The organism is Acidovorax sp. GW821-FHT10A04 (assembly GCF_059415825.1).
This window is the reverse complement of record NZ_JBWKNZ010000002.1, coordinates 457,826-480,300: the sequence shown is the minus strand read 5'-3', so window position 1 is coordinate 480,300 and position 22,475 is coordinate 457,826. Positions and strand designations below refer to the sequence as shown.

The window sequence follows — 22,475 nt, the reverse complement described above, 5'->3', positions numbered from 1 at the left end:
CCGAACGGGCCCCTTTCTTTTTTTCTGCCAACAAGGCGGGATGGCGGCCTACAAAGGTGCGACAGGAGGCATTTCTACACTCACTTACATACCGATATGGGGTTCATTCCCACGGAACAAAAACCATGAACAACAAACTCTTCCACGCGGCTTCACTCTCTGTGCTCCTGGCCCTGGGCACCCTGGCGGCCCTGCCCCGGGCAGCCCTGGCACAGGGCGCGCAGGCGTCCCCTTCCCTCTACCTGCAGGGCTCCGAGGCCCGGCGCGGCACGGACGCCATCACCCTCGGCGGCACCCTGCCCTGGAAGGACTGGCAACGCCCGGTGTGGGGCGGTCAGCTCACGGGCTACTGGGATGTCTATGCCAGCCGCTGGACCTTCGATGGTGTGGCGGGCGGGCGCGCGCGCACCACGCTGATCGGCGTCACCCCCACCCTGCGCCTGCGCATGGACGAGGGCCGCTCGGCCTGGTTCTGGGAAGGCGGCATCGGCCTCACGGTGGCCGACAAGCGCTATGTCACGCCCGAACGCACCTTCAGCACCCGTGCCAACTTCGCCTCCCACCTGGGCCTGGGCGTGAGCCTGGGCGAGCAGCGCCAGCACGACATCGTGCTGCGCGTGCAGCATGTCTCCAACGCCGGCTTGAAGAAACCCAACCCGGGCGAGAACTTCGCACAGCTGCGCTACGGCTACCACTTCTGAGCCGGCCCGGCGCTGCGCCCAACGCACCCGCCACCTCGGCGGGTTTTTTGTGGCCGGGTTCCCGGTCCCGTCTGTGGATAACCATGGGTACTATTCCCGAACAACCCATTGGTTATCCACAGAACCTTGCCGTGGCCGAAAGTTGTTGTCATCCACGCGCAAAGTTCACCCCCTTCGCGCCACAGGGTTTGAAGCCACGCAAGTGCGCGCCAGCATTGGGAAAAACGGTCTTGTCCACACAACAGCCCATGCTCTACTACTACTGCTATTGATTTATAGAGCTATCAAAGAATAACAAGCAAAACCCAAGGCAGGGCCGTTCGACCGTCCTGGCACCTCTCGCAGGCGGCTGATGCCAGGGCAGCTGCGGCCGCCTGGTGCCTGCCTGCAGGCAGGGAGCGGCTGCCGTGCCCTTTGCAGCCCGCTGAGGAGCCTTGCTTGCACCTGGCAAGCCCGTGTGGCAGGTCGGGGGCACCGCAGGGGCCTGGAGGGCTTCCAGGGGCCTTGCCGGTGGATCCGGTGGCCCGGCAGCCACGTCCAGGTCCGCAGATGGCCGAAAAGGGAGGGGATGGACTGCACAAGGCCGAACCCTGGGGGGAAAAGTCCCTCGGTGCGGCAACTTCTCCCGGCACGGGCAGGTCCTTGTGCATAACTTTGGGGGAATTGCTGGCACAACCACCCGGTTGTCCACAGCGAAGTGCCGTTTCCGAGGGTTGTCCCCGTTGGCGCTACAGCGGGAACCGCGTGCCGCGCACAGGGTTTGGCGCGACGCAAGTGCTTGCCAGGACTGGGAAATTGGCACTTGTCCACACAAGTGCCCCGGCTCTACTACTACGACTATGTATTTATAAAGACTTTAAGAAGAAGACAGAGAACAACATCCGGTCGTCCCTCCACGGTCCTTTGTCGTGAGCCAAACGGGGTTCAGAAGCAAAAGCGGCAGCACTCTCTGCACTCCACTCGGGACATGCCCCTAAAAACCGGCGCTACCGAAGCCGGTGCCCCCGCGCTGGGGGCGTCCCCCTCCGGGGGAAGGCGCGAAGCGACTCAGGGGGGCTTCCTACCCAGGACTGCGCAGGAAGGCCTCCAGGACGTCCACGGAGAGGGGTCGGCTGAAAAGGTAGCCCTGGTAGAGCTGGCAGCCTGCGCGGGCCAGCAGCTCGCGCTGCTCGGCGGTTTCCACGCCCTCGGCGATGACTTCCAGGCCCAGGCTGCGCGACAGCCCGATGATGGTGTCCACGATGGCGGCATCGTTGGGGTCGGTCAGCAGGTCGCGCACGAAGCTCTGGTCGATCTTGAGCTGGTCCAGCGGCATGCGCTTCAGGTAGCTCAGGCTCGAGTAGCCGGTGCCGAAGTCGTCCAGCGAAAAGCCCACCCCGTAGGAGCGCAGGGCGGTCATGGTGGCGATGGTGGTTTCCATGTCCTCCACCAGCAGGCTCTCGGTCAGTTCCAGCTTGAGCAGGCCCGAGGGCGCTCCGGTGATGGCCAGCACCCGGGCCACGTCGTCGACGAAGCTCGCATGGCGGAACTGGCGCGAGCTCACGTTGACGGCCACGGTCAGGTGGCTCAGGGCCGGGTCGTCCTGCCAGCTGGCCAGGAGCTTGCAGGCGGTGTGCAGCACCCAGCGGCCCAGCGGCAGGATCAAGCCGGTTTCCTCGGCCAGCGGGATGAACTGCGCCGGCGAGACCATGCCGCGCTGCGGGTGGGCCCAGCGCAGCAGCGCCTCGACCCCCACCACCAGGCCCGACTGGCGCACCTGGGGCTGGAAGTGCAGCAGGAACTCTTCCTGCGCCAGGGCCGAGCGCAGGTCGGTCTCCAGCGAGGCGCGTTCGGTCACCACCGCCTGCATCTGCGGGTTGAAGAAGCGCAGGGTGTTGCGGCCCGCCGTCTTGGCCTGGTACATGGCCAGATCGGCCTGCTTGAGCAGCTCGCCCACGCTGGCCTGCCCACCCGTGAAGGGGGCCACGCCGATGCTCGGCGTGCTGCGGTACTGGTAGCCCGCCAGCGCATAGGGCAGCGCCAGCGTGGCCAGGATCTTCTCGCCCACCGAACGCGCATGCAGCACCAGTTCATCGGGCAGGGAGCTCAGCTCCTCGAGCATCACCACGAACTCGTCGCCGCCCAGGCGCGCCACCGTGTCCACGGCGCGCACGCAGGTGTTCAGGCGCTGGGCTACCTGCTGCAGCAGCATGTCGCCCTGGTCATGGCCCAGGGTGTCGTTCAGGGTCTTGAAGTTGTCCAGGTCGATGAACAGCAGTGCCCCGCCGCGCTGGTGGCGCCGGGCGCTGGCCAGCGCCTGGTGCATGCGGTCCATCAGCAGCATGCGGTTGGGCAGCCCGGTGAGCGGATCGTAGAACGCCAGGCGCTGGATCTCGCGCTCGGTGGCCTTGCGCTGGCGGATGTCGGTGTTGATGGCCAGGATGGAATGGGGCTGGCCGTTGTCGCCGCGCACCAGGGTCCAGCGGCCTTCCACGTCGATGGCACTGCCATCGCGGTGCTGCTGCACGATCTCGCCGGTCCACTCCCCATGCTCCAGCGTGGCCTCGGTGGCGCGGCGGAACTGTGTGGGGTCCTCGTAGAGCAGGGTCTCGATCGACTGTCCCAGCACCTGCAGCTTCGACCAGCCGTACAGGCGCTCGGCGCTCTGGTTCCAGAAGATGATGCGGTGCTCCAGGTCGCGCACGATGATCGCGTCCTGCGCCTTGTCCAGCAGCGAGGCCTGGTGGCGTATGCGCGCATCGGCCACCTGGCGCTCGATCTCGGCCGAGGCGCGGGCCGCGAAGATCTGCAGGGTGGAGATGATGAAGTTCGGGTCGGCGATGGCCTGGCGGAACAGCACGAACACCAGGCCCACCACCTCGCCATCGGCGTTGCACAGCTGCTGCCCGGCGTAGCCGCGCGCCTGCACCATGCGCAGCACGGGCGCCTCGGGGTAGAGCTGCTGCACCCCGTCGGTCACCACGAACTGGCGCTGGTTCAGCAGCTGCAGGCTGGGCGTGCCTTCCAGGGTGTAGTCGGTGGGGGCCAGCAGCTGGCCATCGAGCACGGCCGCCAGCGTGCTCACCCGCGGTGGCTGGTCATGGTAGTGCGGCAGCAGGCGCACCACGCAGCCGCCCTGGGCGTCGAGGGCATCGGCCATGTTGCGCACCAGCTGCTCGAAGAACTCCGTGCCGGTGCTGGCCGACACGGCCGCCGCCACCTTGAGCACCGAGGCCTGCAGCCGCTGCTGCGCCTTCTGGGTGCGCAGGCTGGTGATGCCGAAGGCCAGGTCGTTGGCCAGCTCCTGCAGCAGCGCGGTTTCCTCGGCGCTGATCTGCAGCACCTCTGGCGCATACAGGTAGAGCAGGCCGAAGGTGCTGTCGCGGTCGCGCAGCGGCAGGCAGACCACGGCATGGAAGCCGTGCTCCAGCATGCGCGCGGTCCAGTCCATGAAGTAGCGCTCCGTGCGGATGTCGCGCACGATCTCGGCCCGGCCCGAGCGCACGGCGCGGCCGGCGGGCCCGCGCCCAAAGGGCTCGTCCTCCGACCAGCTGAGCTTCAGGGTCTCGAGGTAGTTGTCGTTGTGGCCCGCATGGGCCACCGGTTCGATGGACTTGCGCTCGTCGTCGCGCGCAAAGCCCACCCAGCCCATGCGGTAGCCGCCGATGTCCACCGCGATCTTGCAGATGGCCTGCAGCAGCGTGGCCTCGGAGGTGGCGCGCACCAGGGTTTCGTTGCAGGCGCTCAGCAGGCGCTGGGCGCGGCCCATGCGCGCCAGTTCGGCCTCGTTGCGCACGCGCTCGGTCACGTCGGAGGCCAGCACCTGGCGCGCTGCCACGCCGTTGAAATCGATGTTGCCCGCCGTGAGTTCCATGTCGATCAGGCTGCCGTCCTTGCGCACGTGCCGGCGCACCTTGGGGAGGCTGCGCTGCTGCGGGTCGATGGCGCGCAGCTTGCGTTCGGCGACCTCGCGGAACTGCGCCGGCCACAGGTCCTGCATGCGCATGCGCAGCAGCTCCTTTTCGCTGTAGCCGTAGTGGTGCACCATGGCATGGTTCACGGCCAGCATGCGCAGGCTTGCGCGGTCGTACACCCACATCGGCTGCGGATGCTCGTCGAACAGCATGCGGTACTGCAGCTCCGAGGCATGCAGCTGCCCGGCCACGTGGCGCAGCTGCACCATGGCCCCGAGCGATTCGGCCAGGATCTCGAGGTGCGCCACGTCGCGCCGCGAAAAGGCATTGCCCCGGTCCGACGTGACCGTGAGCGAGCCCACCACCGCGTCCCCTGCGCGCAGCGGCGCAGCCATCACCGAGCGCACGCCACGGCGGTGGACCATGGACTGCATGTCCCAGCCTTTGCCCTCGGTGTCGTTGCAAAGCACCGTGCGGCCCTGCTGGAGCGAGGGCCAGAGAACGCATTCATCCACCGCCAGCAGATCGCCCTCGGGTCGCACCATGTCGCCGGCCGAGGCCTTGGCCGCCAGGTACCGGCTCTCGAGCAATTCGACCATGGCGCCACGGGCGCCGGTCTGGCGCTTCACCGCCTCGGCCACCATGTGCAGCACGTCGGCCAGCGGCATGTCCAGCGAGGAGATGCGCTGCTGCAGGTGCAGCAGCTCGGCATGGTTGCGCGTGTCGCGCTGTGCCTCCAGCTCGATGGCCTTCTGCGTGCTGTGGTCGGCCATGCCGCCCACCATGCGCACGGCCCGCCCGCTGCCGTCGCGGATCAGGAAGCCACGGTCCAGCACCCAGGCATAGCTGCCGTCCTGGCGGCGAAAGCGGTACTCGGCCGACCAGTGGCTGTCGGTTCCGTCGATGGCCGCGTGGATGCCGCGCAGCACGGCTTCGCTGTCCTCGGGGTGCAGGCGCAGCGTCCAGGAGGTGCTGTCCGGCGGCAGTTCGCCGAGCGGCACCCCGAACAGGCTTTGCATGCCCTCGTTCCACCACATGGCGTCGGTGGTCAGGTTCCAGTCCCAGATCGCATCGGCCGTGGCGCGAGAGACGAGCTGGAAGCGCTCTTCGCTGCGCTGCAGTGCCAGATCGGCCTCGTGGCGTGCCGAGATGTCCTGGAAGGCCCCCTGGATGCGGACGATGCGGCCCTGCGCGTCCCGCACCGCCTGGCCGGCAGTGCGCACCCAGAAATGCCGGCCGCCCGGCATGACGACCTCGGCCTCCAGGTCGAAGGGGGTGCCTTGCCGCATGCAGGCCCTGAAGGCGGCGCGCAAGGCGGCGCGGTACGGTGGTGCGTACAGGCCCTGGACCTGGCCCACGGCACTCACCCGCCGGGTGAGCCCATAGGCGGCGGCAATCTCCTGCGACCAGCTCAGGCGCATGCTGGGCAGCTCCACGATCCAGCCGCCCACCTGGGCGATGCGGCCGGCCACGCGCAGCGTCTCGCCCTGCTCCACGAGCTCGTCGTGCATGCGGTCGCGCTGCTCCACCAATTGGGCCAGCAGGCGCTGCTGGCGCCGCAGCTCCAGCTGCACCATGGCCTGCTCGGCCAGCACCGTGAGGCCTTCGAGCTGCTCGGCCTCCAGGCCGCGCACGCGGGTGTCCAGCACGGCCAGCGTGCCCAGGGCAAAACCTTCGCCATTGACCAGCGGAACACAGGCGTAAAAGCGGATGTGCGGGCTGCCGGTCACCAGCGGGTTGTGCGCGAACACCGGGTGCGCGCTGGCATCGTCCACCACCACCGGCTCCTTGCTGCCGTGCAGCGCGTGGGAGCAGAACGCGACGGCGCGGTCGGTCTCCTGGAACGGGATGCCCACAGCCGCCTTGAACCACTGGCGCTCGCTGTCCACGAAATTGACCACCGCCATGGGTGTCTGGCAGATGCGTGCGGCCAGCACGGCCAGCTTGTCGAAGGCATCCTCGGACGGGGTGTCCAGGATGGCGTAGGACTGCAGTGCATGGAGCCGCGCAGCCTCAGCGGTGGCGTGCTCTGGGTGCTGCATGGTCATGCGCTCCGGGTGCTGCCCGGGCCGCGCGTATCCACCTGTCGAAGACAGGTTCTTGCAGGGAGCGGTGTAGCCAGCATGGAGGGAAGAACCCGGACCGGAGTCGGTGGTGGAGAGAAAAATGGAAAGGGACTGGGGCCGGGCGCCCAAGCCTGTTGGCGCACCCAACCACCGTTTCTAGGCGCAAAAAGGGTTCCCTGCAACCTTAATAGGGCCATCCTACACCGGGATGCCGGGCGCACAGGTCCCGCAAAACCCGCATGGAAGCCCTCCCGGGCAGTCGCGCAGGCAACCTTCGTGCAGCACGAGGCTTGCTAGCCTTCGTCGCATGCAGATTTCCGAACTCGCCCGCCGCACCTCGGTCTCGGTGCATGCCCTGCGGCACTACGAAAGCCAGGGGCTGCTGCAGCCCGAGCGCCGGCCCAACGGCTACCGCGACTACGCCGAAGGCTCCGAGCGTGAGGTGGTCTTCATCGCCATGTCGCGCCAGCTCGGCTTTGCGCTGCCGCGCATCGCCGAACATCTGGCGGACTTTCGCAGCGGCCGGCTCACCATCGCCGCCATGGTGCAGGCCCTGCAGCAGCGCGCACAGGAACTGGCCGACCAGGCGGCCGTGCTGCAGGCACAGCGCCAGAAGGTGCTGGAGCACATGGCCTGGCTTCAGGCCAGGGCGCCGTCTTCCCCTTCTTCTCCGCCTTCCGCTTCCTCCCCTGTGGCGCCCTGGCCACGCGTGCGCAGGCGTGCCGCCGGCCTCCCCTCTTCATCCCACCGGAGTTCACCATGACCCCCAGTCCCACCGCCCCCGCCGATCTGTTGCAAGCCCACGTGCTGGCCATGCCCATTGCGCAGACCCTGGGCCTGCGCTTCACCCGGGTGGCCCCCGGACGGGTGGACCTGGAGATGCCCATGCAGGAGTCCCTGTGTTTTCGCACAGGCCAGATGCAGGCCACGGCGGTCTTCGCGCTGGCCGACTTCGCGGCCGTGGCGGCGGCCGGCAGCACGTTGCCGGCCGGCTGGGTCAATTCCACCGTCGATGCCCATGTGAAACTGCTGGCCCCCGCGCGGGGCAGCTGCCTGCGCGCCCGGGGCCGCGTGGTCAATGCCGGGCGCACGCTGACGGTCTGCGCGGCGGACGTCTATGCGGTGGCGGAGTCGGGCGACGAAACCCTGTGCGCCACGCTGCTGGCCACCGCCCACAATGTGGACGGCAGCGCGGCCCGGCCGTCCCGGTCCTGAATCAGCCCTTCAACGCGCGCCGTGCGCGCACGGCATCGGCCAGGCCCTGCAGCACGGGCACCGTCTGTGCCAGGCTGATGCAGGCGTCCGTGACCGACACGCCGTGCGCCAGCGCCTGGCCGGGCACGATGTCCTGGCGGCCTTCCTGCAGGTGGCTCTCGACCATCAGGCCGGTAATGCGCGCGTCGCCCGCGGCGATCTGCCGCGCCACGTCCTCGGCCACGGTGATCTGGCGCTGGTGCTGCTTGCTGCTGTTGGCGTGCGAGACGTCGATCATCACCTGCGGGCGCAGGCCGGCCGACTGCAGCATGGCGCAGGCGGCGTCCACGTCGGCCGCACTGTAGTTGGGCTGTTTGCCGCCGCGCAGGATCACGTGGCAGTCGTTGTTGCCGCGCGTCTCGAAGATCGCGGCCTGGCCCATCTTGGTCATGCCCATGAAGGCGTGCGCCGCCTGGGCGGCCTGGATGGCGTCGCTGGCCACCTTCACGCCGCCGTCGGTGCCGTTCTTGAAGCCCACCGGGCACGACAGGCCGCTGGCCAGCTGGCGGTGGCTCTGGCTTTCGGTCGTGCGTGCGCCGATCGCACCCCAGCTCACCAGGTCGCTGATGAACTGCGGGCTCAGGAGGTCCAGGAACTCCGTGCCCACGGGCAGGCCCAGCGCCAGCACGTCGAGCAGCAGCGCACGCGCCATCTCCAGCCCCTCGTTGATGGCGAAGCTGCCGTCGAGGTGCGGGTCGTTGATGTAGCCCTTCCAGCCCACGGTGGTGCGCGGCTTCTCGAAGTACACGCGCATCACCACCAGCAGGTCGCCCGCCAGCGCATCGGCCTGTGCCTTGAGCGCGCGTGCGTACTCCATGGCCTGGCCGTGGTCGTGGATGGAGCAGGGCCCCACCACCACGATGAGGCGGTCGTCCTGCCCGTGCAGCACGCGCGAGATCGCGGCACGGCTGCTTTCCACCAGCGTCTGCGCGGCCTCGGGCGCTGGCTGCCATTCCTGCAGCAGGGCCGGGGTGATCAGCGGGCGCACGGCCTTGATGCGGGTGTCGTCGATGCGGGTCGTGTCGTGGGTGGACAGCGCGGCGGTCGTGGGGGTGGTGTGTACGTGGAGGGTCATGCCCGCCATTTTCGCCTTGGTCGCGGGAGGGCTTTGCGCTAGGGTGCTGTCCTACAGCCTTTCACCCACGCCGCAGATATACCTAGGGCCTGTTAACACTAATTTCAGGGATCGCGTTGCCCGGCCTGGGGGCTGGGTGCAAGACGCCCGCGCGCAGCAAGGTGTGCACCTTGCAAGCGCGGGCAACGCCGCAGACGGCCCCCAGGCCGGGCAACCCGAAGGGAAGGCTCTTGCCAGCGCGCCACTCGTCGTTGCGCTCCTTGCATGTGCACATGCACACGCGGCGTCACCCGCCTAGATTTGCACGCCGGCAAGGGCCTTCGCGACCCAGAAATTAGTGTTAGCAGGCCCTAGCCAGTCCAACCGCCCGTCCCCAGGAGTTTCCATGGCCATCCAGAACGCCCTTGCCAGTGTCGCTGTCAGCAGCCTGCCCGACGCGGTGCAATGGTATGGAGCCCTGTTCGAACGGGGACCCGATTCGCAGCCCATGCCGGAGCTGGCGGAATGGACCCTGCCGCAGGGCGGCTGGCTGCAGGTCTATGAACTGCCCAGGCGCGCCGGTCGGTGCTCGGTCACGCTGGCGGTGGACGACATCGACGAGCAGGGCGAGCAACTGGAACGCATGGGTGTGGACACCGCCCAGCGTTCGAACAGCAAGAAAGTGCGCGTGATCCTGGTGACGGATCCGGACGGCAACCACCTGGCCTTTGCCCAGGCCATGGCACGGCTTCCTCTGGCAGATTGACACTGGCCCAGTTTGATTCGTAGCACGTGGCACTGGCGCGGCCAAGGCCAGTGCCCCCGTGCAAGGGCCGCCCCGCCGCACCGGGGGCGTCCCCCTCCCGACTCGCGCAGCGGGTCGAGAGAGGGGTGAAGGCGCGAAGCGACTCAGGGGGTGTTGTCTACGGCCTGCGGAAAGCCGGCTTCTGGCCGGCCCAGTGCTTGGCACTCAGGTAATCGAGGCGCACGGTGCCACCCGTCGACGGCGCATGCACGAAGCGCCCCTCCCCCACGTAGATGCCCGCATGGTTGGGCTGGCGCCCGGTGCCGAACACCACCAGGTCGCCAGCGCGCAGCTCGCCGCCTTCGAGCGGGTAGCCCCAGCTGTTGAGCGCGGCCACGGTGCGCGGCGGCGGCGTGCCGACCTGGTTGCGGTAGACATAGCCGATCAGCCCGCTGCAGTCGAAGCCCGAATCCGGCGTGTTGCCGCCGTAGCGGTAGGGCGTGCCCACCAGGCCCAGCGCATGGATGGCGATGCCGTGCGCCTGGTCCGGGCTCAGCGGCGGGGTGGTGCGAACCGGGGCGGACGGGAAGGAGGAGGAAGACGACGACGGGGTGGGCCGGGAGCTGCCGCAGCCTGCAATCAGCAGCGCTGCGGACACCAGGGCCAGGCAGGAAAGGACACGCATGGATCGCAAGCGTACCGTACCCTGCCGGCGGGGGTGAATGCCCCGCCGTGGCGCCTGCCTTTTGTGGAGGCTGCGCCACCCTGGCCCGTGTGCTGCTTTTCTGTCCTATGCCGTTGCTGCGGCCGTGCGCGTCGCCTCGCGGCGCTGGGCCAGGCGGTTGGCCACGCTCACGATGGCCTGCACCGAGGCGGTCACGATGTTGTGGCTGGTGCCCGCACCGAAGGTGGAGCCGGCCACGCCTTCGAGCGCGGCTTCCACGATGGCCAGGGCCTGGGCGTTGGCCCCCGTGCCCGTGGCGCGCTCCTCGTAGTGGTCCACGCGCAGCGGCAGACCCAGGGCATCCACCGTGGCGGCAATCGGGCCGTTGCCCTCACCTTGCAGGGTCTGGCGCACGCCATCGATGCTCACGTCGAGCTCGATGCCCTGGCCGTCATCGGCCAGCTTGTGGCCGTGGCAGACGATGGCCGCCTGGGGGCCTGAAGCCAGGTAGGTGGACTGGAACAGCTTCCACAGTGCATCGCCCGTCATCTCGCCCTCGCTGGCATCGGTCTGGCGCTGCACCACGGCGCTGAACTCGACCTGCATGCGCCGTGGCATCACCACGCCGTGCTCGCGTTCGAGCAGGAAGGCGATGCCGCCCTTGCCCGACTGGCTGTTCACGCGGATCACGCTGTCGTAGGTGCGGCCGAGGTCCGCCGGGTCGATGGGCAAATAGGGCACTTCCCACAGGCTGTTCGGGTCCTGCGCGGCAAAGCCCTTCTTGATCGCGTCCTGGTGCGAGCCCGAGAACGCGGTGAACACCAGGTCGCCCGCATAGGGGTGGCGCGGGTGCACGGGCAGGGCCGTGCATTCCTCGGCCACGCGCGCCACGGCGGTGATGTCCGAGAAGTCCAGCCCCGGGTGTACACCCTGGGTGTACATGTTGAGCGCCAGGGTCACGATGTCCACGTTGCCGCAGCGCTCGCCGTTGCCGAAGAGGCAGCCTTCGACGCGGTCGGCACCGGCCATCATCGCCAGCTCGGCCGCGGCCACGCCGGTGCCGCGGTCGTTGTGCGGGTGCACCGAGAGCACCACGTGCTCGCGCGGCGCCAGGCGCCGGTGCATCCACTCGATCTGGTCGGCGAACACGTTGGGCGTGGCGTTCTCCACCGTGGTCGGCAGGTTGATGATGATGCGCCGGTCCGGACCCACACCCCAGGCCTGGATCGCGGTCTGGCAGGCGCGCAGCGAGACTTCGAGTTCGGTCGCGCTGAAGGTCTCGGGCGAGTACTGCAGCGTCCACTGCGTCCCGGGCTCGGCATCGGTCAGGCGCTTCAAGTGCGACACATGCTGGTCGATGAACTCCATGACCTGCGTCACGTTCATGCCGAAGACGATGCGCCGCCAGGCCGGCGCCGTGGCGTTGTACAGGTGCACGATGGCGCGCGGGGCGCCGCGCACGGCCTCCACGGTGCGCTCGATCAGGTCGGCGCGCGACTGCGTCATGACCATGAGGGTCACGTCCGCGGGCACCAGGTCCTCGTCGATCAGGCGGCGCACGAAGTCGAAATCGGTTTGCGAGGCGGCCGGAAAGCCGACCTCGATCTCCTTGAAGCCGATGCGCACGAGCTCCTGGAACAGGCGCATCTTGCGCTCGCCGTTCATCGGCTCGAACAGGGCCTGGTTGCCGTCGCGCAGGTCGGTGGACAACCAGATCGGTGCCTGGGTGATGGAACGCGAAGGCCAGGTGCGGTCGGTGAGCGCAACGGGGGCGATCGGCTGGTACTTGGTGGCGGGCTTGGCAATCATGAGAGGCTCCACGAACAGGTGCGTGCGGTGCGCCACGGTGTGGGCGCCACCTGCATGCAGGTCAAACGAAATGAATACGGATGACGTCCCCTGCAGCCCTTTGCACATGTGCAAAGGCTGGTTCGCGGGCCGGGGTCAGGGGGAAATCAGGTGTTGCGCGGAATGGCAACGATGGCGAACGCAGGCAGACCCCGGCCAGGCACTAGGCCTAGCGATAGGGTGGGTAGGGACATGCTGCGTTGCATAGGAGGCAAATGCTAACACGGGCTTTGCCGCGCTGCCAAGCCCCGGCCTTCACACCCCTTGCGTGCGCCGGCTCCAGTCCTCGACCTCGCCCTGCTCCAGCCGCCGTGCCACCAGCTTCTGCCATGACGGGGGCAGTTGCGGCAGCGCCGCCAGTTCGCGCAGCAGGTCCGCATCGAGCGTGCGGTGGTAAAGCACCTCGATCACACGGGCCAGGGGCCATGTGGGGTGCGGGCGCGCCACCAGTGCGATGGCATCGCCCGCCTGCAGCGTGCCGGGCTCCAGCACGCGGTAGTACCAGCCGGTGCGACCCGTGCGCTGCAGGCGCAGCGCCATGTCGCGCTGGCCGAAGCGGGTGTTGAGCTTCCAGCACGGCTGGCGCGTCTGCGCGACTTCGAGCAGCACACCGCCCATGCGCACCTGGTCGCCCCAGCACAGGTCGGCCTCGACCATGCCGGTGCTGGCGATGTTCTCGCCGAAGGCGCCGGGGTGCTCCAGCACGGGCAGGCGTCCCAGTTCGCTGCGCCACAGCGCGTAGTGGTCCAGCGGGTACTGGTGCACGGCCTTGTCGAGCCCGCCATGGATGCGCGTGTCGCCTTGCTCGTCGCCCAGCAGGCCGGTAGCCTCCACGCGCACCGGGCCGGCGACGGCCTGCTTGGCGATGGCGCTGCGTGTGTCCGGCCGGTCGCCGAACGGCACGGCGGCCCCACGCAGCACGGCCGCCACCTGGCCCAGCAGCACCGGGGTCATGCGGCCTCGGTTTCGATGCCGTCGAGCCAGGTGCCGAACACGGCCTCGGCCGCACGGGCCAGCGCGGCGCCATGCTCCCGGGCCCCGCTGCGCAGGGCGTGCAGGTCCACCCCGGCCGCGGCCAGCTCGCAGGCGTGGCCCACCAGCCACTGCTCGATGCGCGACAGGTCGGCCTCCAGGTGGAACTGCAGGCCCAGCGTATGCGTGCCCACGGCAAAGGCCTGGTGCGGGCACAGCGGCGTGGTGGCCAGGCCCTGGGCACCCGGCGGTATCTCGAACTGGTCGCCATGCCAGTGCAGCACCGGTGTGCCATCGGCCAGGGGGGCCAGCACCGAACGCTCGCCCTCCGCCGTGAGCGCCAGCGGCGCAAAGCCGATCTCCTTGTGCCCCATGGGTGCCACGCCGGCACCCAGCGCGCGCGCCATGAGCTGTGCCCCCAGGCAGACGCCCAGCACCGGCTGGCACCGCGCCAGCCGCTCGCCCAGCAGCGCCAGCGTGTCGGCAAGGAAGGGATAGGCCGCGTCGTCGAAGGCGCCGATGGGCCCGCCCAGCACCACCAGCAGGTCGGGCGCGGGGTGAAGGCCATCCTGCAGCGGGCCCACGCCCGCGTCGTGCGTGTGCACGGCGTAGCCGCGCTGCAGCAGCAGGGGGGCCAGCAGGCCCAGGTCCTCGAAGGGCACATGGCGCAGCACGAGCGCAGTCTTCATGGCGGTTTCCCTTTTTTGTACTAATACATTAAAATGAATGTATGAGTACATTGTACGTCCCCGGAAAAACGGCTGCCGACATTGCCGAGGGCCTGCTGGCTGCGATGCGCGACGGAACCCTGCCGCCTGGCAACCCCCTGCCTGCGGTGCGCGTGGCGGCGCAGCAACTGGGCGTCAACCCCAACACCGTGGCGGCCGCGTACGCGCGCCTGCGCGATGCCGGCCACGTGGTGACCGATGGGCGCCGCGGCACGCGCGTGGTCGAGCCGCCCGCGCGCATGCCCCACGCCTATGCCGTGCCCCCCGGCCTGCGCGACCTGGCCAGCGGCAATGTCGATGCGGCCCTGCTGCCCCAGTTGCAGGGCGGCGCAGCAACCTGGGCGGCACTGACCTCCTCAGCGGGCTACGACGCCCCGGCCGACCTGCCCGCATTGCAGGCCGAGGCGCGCCAATGGCTGTCGGCCCAGGGCCTGCCGTGCGAAGAGATCGCCGTGTTCTCCGGCACGCTCGATGCGGTGGAACGGGCCCTGCGTGCGCACACGCGCCCGGGCGAGCGCGTCGCGGTCGAAGACCCTTGCTGGCCGCCCATGGTGGCGCTGCTGCACAGCCTGCGCCTGAAGCCCGTGCCGCTGCCCGTGGATGGCGAAGGCGTGTGCATTCCCGATGCCGGGGTGCTCGCAGGCTGCACGGCCCTGGTGCTCACGCCGCGCGCGCACAACCCCACGGGCGCGGCGCTCAGCCCCGCGCGATGGAAGGCGCTGCACGGCCAGCTGCAGGCGCTGCCCCACCTGCTCGTGGTGCTCGATGACCACTGGGGCCCGCTGTCCGCCGCGCCACTGGCCGTGGCCGCATCGCTCCCCCCGCTGTGGCTGCACGTGGTGTCGGTCAGCAAGTTCCTCGGGCCCGACCTGCGCGTGGCGCTGGCCACGGGCAGCCCTGCCCTGCTGCAATCCATGCAGGCGCAGCAGGCCCTGGGGCCGCGCTGGGTCAGCCGCATCCTGCAGGGCCTGGCGGCCAGCCTGTGGCGGCAGATGCGCGACGGCAGCGCGCTGGTGCAGGCCGGCGGCTCGTACGCCGCACGGCGCCAGGGCCTGGTGCAGGCACTGGCCGCGCAGCAGATCACCGTGGCGCCCGGCGAGGGCCTGCACCTGTGGCTGCCCGTGGCCGATGAGGCGGCCGTCGTGCAGTCCATGGCCTCGCGCGGCTGGGCCGTGCAAGCCGGCGGCCCGCTGCGCCTGGCCAGCGCGCCAGCCGTGCGCGTGAGCCTGGGCGGCTGCAAGCCCACGGACATGGCCCGGCTGGCGGCCGACCTGGCGCAGGCGCTGCGCACGCCGGGGCGTGCGGTGTTCTGAAGCGCTGTCATCCGGTCCGGCGGCAGCGCTTCTAGAATCGCGCCCATCTTCACAACCCACACCGGAGACCATCCCATGCCCTACATGCTGCTCATCATGGAACCCCCAGGCCAGCGCGCCGAGCGTGGCCTTGCGGCCGGCCAGGAGGTCTATGCGCGCATGCAGCGCTTCGGCGCCGGCCTGCAGGCCCGCGGCCTGCTGCTGGGCGGCGAATCGCTGGCCAACGACACCGAGGGCGTGCGCCTGCAGGTGCGCGAAGGCCAGCCGCGCCTGGTGGACGGCCCCTTCGCCGAGACCAAGGAAATGGTCGGCGGTTTCTTCCTCGTCAACTGCGCCACGCGCGAGGAGGCCCTGGCCATCGCGCGCGAATGCCCGGCCGCCGAGTGGGCCACCATCGAGGTGCGCGCCATCGCCCCCTGCTACGACGGCGCGACAGGCTAGGACAAAACCCCCTGAGTCGCTTCGCGCCTTACCCCTTCTCTCGAATGGCTGCGCCATTCGGGAAGGGGGACACCGCCAGCGCGGCGGGGCGGCCCTTGCGCGGCGGTCCTGGTGTGAGGCAGCACGTGCTCGACGAATGGCGGACGACTCAGCCGCACCTCTGAGCATGGCAGCTTGGACTTGTGCTCAGTCCTCGCCCTTCTCCCTGGCCTGCGCGGCATACACCAGGCCAATGCGCCGGTACATCCAGCGCCAGGCGAACACGTAGAGCAGCACCACCAGGCAGGCCACGCCCAGGCCGGGCCGGAACGGGGTGGAGAAAAAGAAGCGCCAGGCCCAGTAGAGCTCCGAAAAGCCCATCAGCGCGAAGGTGCCCAGGCCCACCCAGGGGCCTTCGGCGCGCCAGGCACCCACGGACACGAAGGCATGGGCGACCAGTGCTGCCAGGCCCAGCACCAGGTTGTTCACCATGGCCAGGAAGGGCCGCACCTCGAACCAGCCCGCCAGGCCCTTGAGCGTGGACGTGTCGTCGGACTTGGCGCCCAGCATGGTCTTCACGATGAAGGCGGTGAAGAGGCCCTTCTGCTGCAGCCGGCCCGCGGCGGTCTGCTGGCTGCTGACCACCGAATCGACGAGCTTGCGCGTCAGCCAGTCGCTCGCCGATGACGAGCCGCTGCCCGAGCCGTCTTCGTCCTCGTCGGGCGGCAGCTGCCTGATGGCATCCGGCACCTGCTTGCGCAGCGCCTCGGGCACATGCTCGATGGCACTGCTGCTGCGCCGCACGGCATAGGCGCACACGGTGAGCGTGCGCCAGGCCTCGGGCAGGTACTCCAGGCGCCAGCCACCGTCCTTCACGTACTCGATGCAGGCCTCTTCGCTCAGCATGGCCGGCGGGATCTGCTCGAACTGCTTGACGTTCTGGCGCAGCGCCAGGACGTAGAGCGACGGCGTCATCAGCCGGCGTGGCACGAAGCGCACGGTGTCCTTGTCGGACTCCAGGGCTGCGTACACCATGTCATGGGTGATGCGCTCGCGTGGAATTTTCGCCAGCGTGCGCGGGTGCAAATACAGTTGCTCCACCAGCGTGCCGTCATCGGCAGCGCCTGCATGCTCCTGCACCAGCGCCTGCAGCCAACGGGTGTCTTCGTCGTCGTTCCACTGCGCGCTGTACGGTGACTGCAGGGACAGCACGGTCGATGCTTCCAGCGCTGCCTCCGCTTCACGCCCGAGCTGCATGTAGGCGCTGGCCAGCACATAGTTCGCGTGCTGCTCGTAGCGCATCTCCGGCAAGCCCAGTTTCGCGTCGGCGATGGCGCCCTCGTAGTCCTCGACCCAGAGCTTCACCCAGGCGCGGTAGCCGTGCCAGTGGCTGCCCTCGCGCGGCTCGCCATCCCTGCGCGCCTCGGCCAGATCGTCCTCGATCAGTTGCGTGGTGACGGCCAGGCGCAGGGCCTCGGGCACGTGCGGGAACACGTCCGAGCGGTCCTTGAGCGCGGCCACGCACACCGGCACGCTGCGCAGTGGCTCGGGCATCTTCTCGAGCGACAGGCCGTTGACACGCGCCGACACCAGGCACAGCGCGGGCGTGACCATCTCCGGCGGAATCACCTCGATCAGGGTGCCGTAGTCGTGCCGCACGGCGCGTGCGGCCAGCTCTGGCGTGATCTTGCTTTTGTCGATGTAGCTGATGTTGTAGATGTCGGCCTTGAGCGCCGCCTTCTCCACCTCATCGGTGCGCAGCCAGTGCGCCAGGTCGCGCAGGGGGGCCTTGGCGCGCACGGCCTTGAGTGCCAGCTCCGGCGTGAGCAGGCAACCCCACACATCGCACAGGCTGTTGTGGTCCCAACTGGTGGGGATGCGGCTGTTGCGCTCGTCGCGCCAATCCCACTCGTGGCGTTCGGCATAGAGCGCGCGCGCCAGCGCCAGGCCCTCGGCGGTCATGCACTCGGGCGGTATGCTCGCGGCCTGGTCCACGCCCCGGCGGATCAGGGCCTCCAGCCGCGCCGGCGTCTGGAACGGGCCGGGCACCCAGGCCAGCGCCTCCACATCGCTGGCCAGTGCCGCGTCCACCATCGCATCGTCGAGCCACGCTGCGGGCACTTGGGCAATGGCATAGCGGTCGCTGGCCACGGCCTGCAACCATTCCTCGCGCGTCTGGGGTTGGGGGCGCTCCACGGGCGAGCTGTCGTCCCCATCCGCATCGCCCTCCTCATCGGCGCCATCGCTGTCCTGCGCGTCCTGGGCTGCCTGGACGCGTCGTGCACGCTGTGCTGTCTCCAGAGCGTCGAGGCTCGGAGCCACCATCAGCCACAGTTCCCACCAGGCATCGCCATCGCCGGAATCGGAAGTCTTGTACAGCGTGAGCCACTGCTCGCGCGATTCGTGCACGGCCCCGGTGTCGCCGGGCAGGGCCTGCGCCATCGGCACCGCCCAGGCCTGCGTGCGTTCACCGCCGTGCCAGGGCGCGGCATGCTCGGGGTCGGGGTCGGCAGGGCCGTAGCGGGCCACCAGCACCTGCAGCATGGCCTCGCGGGCCTGGTTCACCGCGTCGCTCAGCTCCGAACACAGGAACTCGTAGGGGCCGTTGTGCTCCTCGCTGATGTAGGTGCGCATCACCCGCCGCAGCACCACCGCGCGGTTCGCCTGCACGGTGTCCTCGTCTTCTTCCTCGTCCTCATCGTCGTCGTCGTCTTCCTCGGCAGAGGATTCACGCTCGAGCGTTTCGCCCGCGGCCAGGCGGTGCAGCCGGGCCTCGCCATCGGCCAGCAGGGTTTCGGCGAGGGGAAGGATGCCGTCCAGGGTATCGATGCCCTCGAGGCGGTCGGTGATGGGCGGCAGGAAGAAGGGATGCGGCGGGCGGCAGCTGCCGTCCTGCGCCTCGCTGCGCCACAGCGCCAGGCCCTGGGCATCGAGCAGCGTGGCGTGCTGGCCGTCGTACTGGGCGCGCCAGACGGCGGCACCGCTCTTGTCGAGGTAGGCGATCCCGCCATCGCGGGTGAGAAACGGCACCAGCGGGGTACCGTACATCTCCTCCTCCAGCCAACCATCGCCGTTGGTCAGGGGCTCGAGCAGGGGCTCTGCCAGGGTGACCACGCGGCCATCGGGGTGCAGCAGGCCCCAGGCGGCGGGCTGTTCTGCCCCACCCTTTCTGGCACGGGATCCGGACGTTCGTACCACCGCAAAGCCGCCCTCCGAGCGGAAATGGCTGCCATAGACCAGCGGTGGCGTCTCCAGGGTTTTGCCGTCCGCGCGCAAGAATCCGGCGCCGTTGTAGTCGCTGCACACCATGCCTGCGACCATGTGCTTGGACAGGTGCCTTTCACCCTTGATCACTACCCGGCCCTGGGCGTCCAGGTAGCCATGGCCGTTGTCCCAGGAGTTGGGTTCGTCGAAGTAGGCAAGCCCTGCCTGGTTGAACGCCTGGATGCTCGGGTAGCGCGGCTCCAGCACCCACCGCCCGCGCGCATCGATCAGGCCGTAGGTGTCCCCGTCCAGCGATGCGGCGGTGGCGGGCTGCTCACCAAAAGGCAGTGCACGCTTGAATCGGGGCTCGATCACCCACTGGCCCTTGCCATCGACAAAGCCGTGGCCGAGCTGGTTCGTTCCCTTGATCTTGTGCGCCGCCCGCGACAGGCCGCCCGCGCCGAAAGAGCTGAGTTCGCGAAAACTCTTCTCGCAGGTGAACTGGCCCTCGCGGTCGATGATGCGCCAGGCGTTCTCGCCCACCATCACCGCACACAGCCCGCGGCGAAACGGCCGGGCGTCTTCAAAGGCCGGCTCGATCACCACCTCCCCCGCCAGGTTCACGAAGCCCCAGCGCCCGTTCTGGCAGAAGCGCGCCATGCCATCTTCCGAGAAGTCGCGGGCGTTTTCCAGGGTGGGAGGCACGCGCCATTGGCCCTCGGCGTCGATGTAGCCCCATCGGCCATCGCCCGCCATCGCGGCGGCGATGTGGCCGCCGTTGCCATCGGCGTTGAAGCGCATGATGGCGCGCAATCCCCCGGGCGGGGCGATGGCCCGGCCCGGGTGCATGATGAGCAGGGCGAAGGTCTCGCCGTCGGGTGACAGCGGGACGCTGGCAATCCAGGGTGCGGCAGCAGTGGTGTTCTTGTTCATGGTTTCCGGTTCCTCCGCGCTGGATCGTAAGGGCGGGCGATGGACCTCCTGGCCAGCGATCCCCCGCGTCGGGGAAAAGCCGGGCATTTGTCACGCTTTGCACCGGCAGCCGCGTGCCTGGAGCTTGCGCGTCTGTATCAATCTGTCAGTGGACTGGTGCACCGAAGTTCAGGTTCTGAGGGCCGCAGCCGCCCTGCGCACCGCCTCCATGAACTTCTGCGCCGCCGGGGTCGGCAGGGCACCCTTGCGGGTGATGGCGCTGATGGTCAGCGCGGGCAGGCGGGTCTGCACGGGGATGGCGCGGATGCCATGGCGCGCCAGCTCCCGGTCCAGCGCCGGGCGCGCGAACACGCTGATCAGGTCGCCACGGCCCACCAGTGCGCGCGTGATCTCCATCGAGCGGCTCACCACGATGCGCTCGGGCGCGGGCACGCCGCTGCCCGCGAACAGGTCCTCGACCATGGGCCGGTCCCAGCCCACCCATTCCTCGTGCTGCAGCGCGGCCAGGCTGCGCGCCCGCGCGCGCGGGTGGCCCACCCGCGCGCAGATGGCCAGCGGTGTCGTGAGCAGCTCTTCGCAATCGAACTCGGGGCCGGTGCGCTCCACGCGGTGCTGCACCAGGGCCAGGTCGAGCAGGCCCTCGCGCAGCGCGGGCAGCACCAGGGGCGCCAGGCCCTCGCTGAACTCCAGAGCCGTGGCCGGCAGCTCGGCGCGGAACAGCGCCAGCGCCTGCGGCAGCAGCGCCATCGCGGGAACGGACGATACCGCCACGCGCACGCAACCGAGCTGGCCATCGCGCATCTGGCGCAGCTCGTCGCGTGCGCGCTCAGCCTCCTGCTCCAGCAGGCGCGCGCGGCGCTCGAAGGCCAACCCGTACCCGGTGGGCGTGACGCCATGGGCGCTGCGCACGAACAGCGGCACTTCCAGCTGCTCTTCCAGCTCGCGGATGGCGCGCGAGATCGCCGGCTGGGTGATGTGCAGCGCATTCGCCGCCTGGCGGATGCTGTGCAGCTCCACCACGGCGAGAAAAGCCTTGAGCTGGTGCGGTTTCATGGAAGCCTCTGGTGCGCAGGGTGATGCATTCTGGTTTTCACGGCAACGAAATTGTGACTGTTCGCGGCATGGGCTTGGTACTAGAGTTGCCCGTCGTCGTCCAACCCGAAGGTCCTTTCCATGAAACACCGGCTCCTGCCGCTGGCCGCCCTGCTTGCAAGCCTGGCGATGTCCGCATCTGCCCAGACCACTTCGCCCCTGGCACAGCGCGTGCTCGCCCTGTCCGATGCGGCCGAGCCCCAGGTGATCGCCTGGCGCCGCCATATCCACCAGCACCCCGAGCTGTCCTACGAAGAGGTCCAGACCGCCGCCTATGTGGCGGCGGCACTGGCCAAGATGCCGGGCATCGAAATCCAGACCGGCATCGCCAAGACCGGCATCAAGGCCGTGCTGCGCGGCGGCAAGCCGGGCCCCGTGGTGGCCCTGCGTGCCGACATGGACGCCCTGCCCGTGCAGGAGCGCAACGACCTGCCGTTCAAGTCCACGGCCCGTGCCCAGTGGCGCGGCAACGAGACGCCGGTCTCGCACGCCTGCGGGCACGACACCCACGTGGCCATGCTGCTAGGCGCGGCGCAGGCCTTGTCCGCCGTGCGCAGCGAACTCGCGGGCACCGTGGTCTTCCTGTTCCAGCCGGCCGAGGAACTGGGCCCGGGCCCCGTGCCCAGCGGTGCCAAGGCCATGATGGAGGCCAAGGTGCTCGACAACCCCAAGGTCGACGTCGTGATGGGCCAGCACATCAGCGCGCGTGCGCCGGGCAACACCCTGGCCTACCGCGCCGGCAGCTTCATGGCCAGCGGCGATGTCTTCAACATCAAGCTCCAGGGCAAGGGCGGCCACGGCTCCTCGCCCTGGACGGCCAAGGATCCCACGCTGACCGCGGCCGAGATCGTGCTCGCGCTGCAGGGCATCATCAGCCAGCAGATCGACCCGCTCGACGGCCCCACCGTGGTCACCGTGGGCCTGCTGCAAAGCGGCAACCGCGTGAACATCCTGCCTGACACGGCCGAGATCGGCGGCACCGTGCGCTCGCTCTCGGCGCGCAACCAGAAGGTCGCGCACGACAGCATCCGCCTCAAGGCCCAGAAGATCGCCGAGAGCGCAGGCCTCACCGCCGAGGTCACCATCGACACCGGCTACGAGGTCGTGGTCAGCGACCCCAAGATCACCGCCGCCCTGGCCCCGGCCTTCGCCGCCGCAGCCGGCGGTGCCGACAAGGCCCGCGAGGTGCCGCCCTCCATGGGCTCGGAGGACTTCGGCTCCTTCGGCGGCAGCGGCGTGCCTGTGGTGTTCTGGAACCTCTATGCCTCGCCCTTCGGCGACAAGTCGGGTGCACCCAACCACTCGTCCGAATTCGTGATCGACGAGAAGGCCCTGCGCATCGGCGTGCGCGCACTGACCAGCGCCACCCTGGCCTACATGGCGCAGAACCCCCCAGCCAAGCGCTGACCGCTGCGGCCCCCTTGGCAAACAGCCCATGCCGGTGTCCGGCATGGGCTGTTCTCATTGGGGGATGGCAATTTTCTAGGTGCAAACCCTGATTTTGCGGAATCCGTGTCGATTCCATCGGCGCCTGTCCGTCGTGGAGGATGAGCGCAGGGAATTTGATCTCCCTGCACAGCAACTTCCA

15 protein-coding genes are annotated in these 22,475 nt (G+C 69.1%); 7 read left to right on the top strand and 8 right to left on the bottom strand.

Annotation, left to right across the window (positions count from 1 at the left end; all coding sequences use genetic code 11):
- Positions 1–125: 125 nt before the first annotated feature.
- Positions 126–701, top strand: coding sequence for an acyloxyacyl hydrolase (locus tag AC07PF_RS06580; protein ID WP_494611253.1), 576 nt, complete (start codon positions 126–128; stop codon positions 699–701).
- A 1,060-nt stretch (positions 702–1,761) separates the two neighbouring features.
- Here AC07PF_RS06580 and AC07PF_RS06575 read toward each other — a convergent pair.
- Positions 1,762–6,636, bottom strand: a complete 4,875-nt coding sequence (locus AC07PF_RS06575) for an EAL domain-containing protein (RefSeq protein ID WP_494611405.1) — start codon at positions 6,634–6,636, stop codon at positions 1,762–1,764.
- A 331-nt stretch (positions 6,637–6,967) separates the two neighbouring features.
- On the opposite strand from AC07PF_RS06575, the gene AC07PF_RS06570 reads away from it, so the two are divergent.
- Both AC07PF_RS06570 and AC07PF_RS06565 read left to right on the top strand, forming a co-directional pair.
- Complete coding sequence (locus AC07PF_RS06570; RefSeq protein WP_494611252.1) at positions 6,968–7,423, top strand: MerR family DNA-binding transcriptional regulator; 456 nt, start codon at positions 6,968–6,970, stop codon at positions 7,421–7,423.
- Positions 7,420–7,875 (top strand): PaaI family thioesterase, encoded by a 456-nt coding sequence (locus tag AC07PF_RS06565; RefSeq protein WP_494603516.1) that lies wholly within the window; start codon positions 7,420–7,422, stop codon positions 7,873–7,875. The genes AC07PF_RS06570 and AC07PF_RS06565 overlap by 4 nt, the downstream gene beginning before the upstream one ends.
- A gap of 1 nt (position 7,876) precedes the next feature.
- On the opposite strand, the gene AC07PF_RS06560 is transcribed toward AC07PF_RS06565, so the two are convergent.
- Complete coding sequence (locus tag AC07PF_RS06560; RefSeq protein ID WP_494611251.1) at positions 7,877–8,998, bottom strand: 3-deoxy-7-phosphoheptulonate synthase; 1,122 nt, start codon at positions 8,996–8,998, stop codon at positions 7,877–7,879.
- A 376-nt stretch (positions 8,999–9,374) separates the two neighbouring features.
- Here AC07PF_RS06560 and AC07PF_RS06555 point away from each other — a divergent pair, with 376 nt between their 5' ends.
- On the top strand, positions 9,375–9,734 hold the full coding sequence (locus tag AC07PF_RS06555; protein ID WP_145694137.1) for a VOC family protein: 360 nt from the start codon (positions 9,375–9,377) through the stop codon (positions 9,732–9,734).
- Between the two features lie 157 nt (positions 9,735–9,891).
- Here the strand turns inward: AC07PF_RS06555 and AC07PF_RS06550 are convergent, their stop codons facing one another.
- From AC07PF_RS06550 to AC07PF_RS06535, 4 genes are all read right to left on the bottom strand, one after another.
- Positions 9,892–10,398 (bottom strand): C40 family peptidase, encoded by a 507-nt coding sequence (locus tag AC07PF_RS06550; RefSeq protein WP_007862273.1) that lies wholly within the window; start codon positions 10,396–10,398, stop codon positions 9,892–9,894.
- 105 nt (positions 10,399–10,503) lie between these two features.
- Complete coding sequence (gene leuA, locus AC07PF_RS06545; protein WP_494611250.1) at positions 10,504–12,186, bottom strand: 2-isopropylmalate synthase; 1,683 nt, start codon at positions 12,184–12,186, stop codon at positions 10,504–10,506.
- Between the two features lie 294 nt (positions 12,187–12,480).
- A complete protein-coding gene (locus AC07PF_RS06540; protein WP_494611249.1) occupies positions 12,481–13,179 on the bottom strand; it encodes an MOSC domain-containing protein in 699 nt (232 codons plus the stop codon).
- A complete protein-coding gene (locus tag AC07PF_RS06535; RefSeq protein WP_494611248.1) occupies positions 13,176–13,886 on the bottom strand; it encodes a glutamine amidotransferase in 711 nt (236 codons plus the stop codon). Before AC07PF_RS06535 ends, AC07PF_RS06540 begins: the two co-directional genes overlap by 4 nt.
- A 41-nt stretch (positions 13,887–13,927) precedes the next feature.
- Here AC07PF_RS06535 and AC07PF_RS06530 point away from each other — a divergent pair, with 41 nt between their 5' ends.
- Both AC07PF_RS06530 and AC07PF_RS06525 read left to right on the top strand, forming a co-directional pair.
- On the top strand, positions 13,928–15,238 hold the full coding sequence (locus AC07PF_RS06530; RefSeq protein WP_007859879.1) for an aminotransferase class I/II-fold pyridoxal phosphate-dependent enzyme: 1,311 nt from the start codon (positions 13,928–13,930) through the stop codon (positions 15,236–15,238).
- A 75-nt stretch (positions 15,239–15,313) separates the two neighbouring features.
- Positions 15,314–15,679 carry a YciI family protein gene (locus tag AC07PF_RS06525; RefSeq protein ID WP_007859881.1) on the top strand — a complete coding sequence of 122 codons (366 nt, stop codon included), beginning with the start codon at positions 15,314–15,316 and terminating at the stop codon, positions 15,677–15,679.
- A 186-nt stretch (positions 15,680–15,865) separates the two neighbouring features.
- On the opposite strand, the gene AC07PF_RS06520 is transcribed toward AC07PF_RS06525, so the two are convergent.
- Complete coding sequence (locus tag AC07PF_RS06520; RefSeq protein WP_494611247.1) at positions 15,866–19,795, bottom strand: WG repeat-containing protein; 3,930 nt, start codon at positions 19,793–19,795, stop codon at positions 15,866–15,868.
- Between the two features lie 168 nt (positions 19,796–19,963).
- A complete protein-coding gene (locus AC07PF_RS06515) occupies positions 19,964–20,848 on the bottom strand; it encodes a LysR family transcriptional regulator (protein WP_494611246.1) in 885 nt (294 codons plus the stop codon).
- Between the two features lie 120 nt (positions 20,849–20,968).
- Here AC07PF_RS06515 and AC07PF_RS06510 point away from each other — a divergent pair, with 120 nt between their 5' ends.
- Positions 20,969–22,294, top strand: a complete 1,326-nt coding sequence (locus AC07PF_RS06510) for a M20 metallopeptidase family protein (RefSeq protein WP_494611245.1) — start codon at positions 20,969–20,971, stop codon at positions 22,292–22,294.
- Positions 22,295–22,475 lie beyond the last annotated feature (181 nt).